Raw genomic sequence first — 1,178 nt, forward strand, 5'->3', positions numbered from 1 at the left:
TTTTCGGTGGCCATGGCGTCCTCGTTGAGGGTGAAGCGAAACGCCGCTTCGTCACCCGCGCGGTAGTGCTGCGCGGGCGCATCGGCGGCGCGCGCCTCGGCCACATCCAGCACGCGCGGCACGTCGCCTTCGGTGCTGGCCAGGCGGGCCAACAGCTCGGGGCTGATGGTGAGCAGGTCGCAGCCCGCCAGCGCCAGAATCTGCCCGGTGTTGCGAAAGCTCGCGCCCATGACCTCGGTGGCGATGCCATGCCGCTTGTAGTAGCGCCAAATGCGGGTGACCGACTGCACGCCGGGGTCGTGGACGCCGGCCATGGCGGCCTCGTCCCACTGCGCGCCCGCGCGGGCCTTGTGCCAATCGTAGATGCGGCCGACGAAGGGCGAAATCAGGCGCACGCCGGCGTCGGCGCAGGCCACGGCCTGGCAAAAGGCAAACAGCAGCGTCAGGTTGGTGTGGATGCCTTCGCGCTCCAGCACCTCGGCGGCGCGGATGCCTTCCCACGTGGCGGCGATTTTGATCAGCACGCGCTCGCGCGGCACGCCCTCGGCTGCGTAGAGGGCGATCAGGCGCCGCGCGCGCTCGATGGTGGCGGCGCTGTCAAAGCTCAGCCGCGCATCGACCTCCGTGGACACGCGCCCGGGCACGGTGCGCAAAATCTCGGTGCCAAAGCGCACCAGCAGGCGGTCCACCACCTCATCCAGCGGCCGGCTGCGGTGGCGCGCCAGCACATCGTCGAGCAGCGGGGCGTATTCTGGCTTGAGCACGGACTTGAGAATGAGCGACGGGTTGGTGGTCGCGTCGCGCGGCTGGTACTGCGCGATTTGCAAAAAGTCGCCGGTGTCGGCCACCACGATGGTGTGGCGCTTGAGGGCGTCGAGCTGGTTCATGGTCGATGGCGCAGGAACGAAAACCTGGGAGAGGGAGGAGGACGGCGTTTACGCCAGCGGCACGCGCAGCCGCTCGATCACGGGTCGGCTGTCGGGGCGCACGCCGCGCCACCAGGCAAACGCTTCGGCCGCCTGCTCGACGAGCATGCCCACGCCATCGGCCAGCTGCCCGACACCGGCATCGCGCGCCTGTTGCAAAAAAGGCGTGAGACCCTTGCCGTACACCATGTCGTAGGCCAGACCGTCCGCGGCGAACAGACCCGGCGGCAGCGGCAGGGGGGCGGACGACAG

At 69.4% G+C, this 1,178-nt stretch carries 1 protein-coding gene and 1 pseudogene; both read right to left on the bottom strand.

Translation table 11 applies throughout. The features are described from left to right. Positions 1–887: transaldolase (gene tal / locus Tther_RS13120; RefSeq protein WP_143904572.1), on the bottom strand; the 887-nt coding region annotated here is incomplete at its 3' end. Positions 888–935: 48 nt separating this feature from the next. After that, positions 936–1,178: pseudogene (gene aroE, locus Tther_RS13125) on the bottom strand (shikimate dehydrogenase); the annotation flags it as partial.

This window comes from Tepidimonas thermarum (assembly GCF_007556705.1).
Lineage (GTDB): Bacteria > Pseudomonadota > Gammaproteobacteria > Burkholderiales > Burkholderiaceae_C > Tepidimonas > Tepidimonas thermarum.